The organism is Silvimonas sp. (assembly GCF_031291215.1).
Classification (GTDB): Bacteria; Pseudomonadota; Gammaproteobacteria; order Burkholderiales; family Chitinibacteraceae; genus Silvimonas; species Silvimonas soli.
This window is the reverse complement of sequence record NZ_JARLJK010000103.1, coordinates 1-1,224: the sequence shown is the minus strand read 5'-3', so window position 1 is coordinate 1,224 and position 1,224 is coordinate 1. Positions and strand designations below refer to the sequence as shown.

General features: G+C 58.2%; 1 protein-coding gene. It reads right to left on the bottom strand.

Annotated features, from left to right (window positions below; translation table 11 throughout):
• Window positions 1–960: 960 nt before the first annotated feature.
• Window positions 961–1,224 (bottom strand): hypothetical protein (locus P4L78_RS10685; protein WP_309328053.1); only part of this gene is annotated, 264 nt, incomplete at its 5' end.

Sequence of the window (1,224 nt, the reverse complement as noted above, 5' to 3'; positions counted from 1 at the left end):
CGCCGTCACCATCCGCCCACCCGGTGTCAACCAACGAAAGCGCGCCGCACGCACCTTCACGAATCAGATGGCCACCGGCGAGAGCATGCGCGCGATCTTCCACCGTGGCTACCAGCATGCGGCTGCGTAAGCATCGTGAGCCGCGCATTGCACTGTATAGCTTAGTCAACCATTGAATTCACATTGCGTTAATTAGGCGTATGAAATATTTCGAACAACGGCTGGAATTATTTTGTTTGAATTGAGTTGGTTAGTACGGTAGTTTTACTGGCTTGGTCCACCCCACTTCCACAACATCCAATCAATTGAATCATGAATCAACATATGCTGGGTTGTTTCTTATTGCTTCATCGCACTTCTATGGTGCCTGTTTGAGTCTAAGACGCCTTCTGACTGCGATGTTGCTTTTGACGCACGCTGCGAGCGCAAGGGTCATGCTCTCGGGCGCGGTTGGCCAGCCTGACGTATCGAACAATATCAGTTATGCTTCTCAGCTACTTCAGGTAGACTCATCTGCAGGTGCAGGCGTCACGTGTTCCATTTGAGGCTCACTTCACCCGCCGCCCAGTCTGTTATTCAAAAGTTTTGAATAAATGACTGGCGCACTGACGCCGTCGAGCGAGCTGCTCGTCGACCTGCGAGACTCTCTCCGCCCACCTCGCACCACCAGGGCAGCAGCGTTGGGTGTACACCGACGCACACGCGCGTGTGCTTCCCTCCCCCTGCCACTCCATGCCGCGCACTTCGCGTGCACGTCACACGGCGGAGTCGATCAACCCGACGACGACAGCAGCAGCAGTGTCGGCAGTGTCGGCAGTGTCGCCAGTGTCACCGATGCACGCGACACAGGAAGGTGATGCGACCTCGACGTCTACTCAGGATGCCGCCCGTGCACTGGCCAGCCTGTCGTGCGCGGTCGGCGACTTCGATCGCACCGTCGCCGCCATTCGTGCACAAGATTCAGCCGCACACCTGCGCGCGTTCGCCGACGCGTGTCACCAGAAGGAAGGTGTCGTACGAACGCCGATGGTACTCCTGCAGATACTCGCGCTCATGCGGCAGTACGAATGTCTGTCGGCACTCGCGGGTACGGCGGCCGAGAGAGCCGCTTCCGCCGAGTTCGGCTGCAACCTCGAAGCACACGGTGCGTACTGAACTGCTGCAGGCGCCAGTGTCGCCGCGCACAGCCGTGTGAAGATCGGCGTGGCCTCTTCCGTACTGACT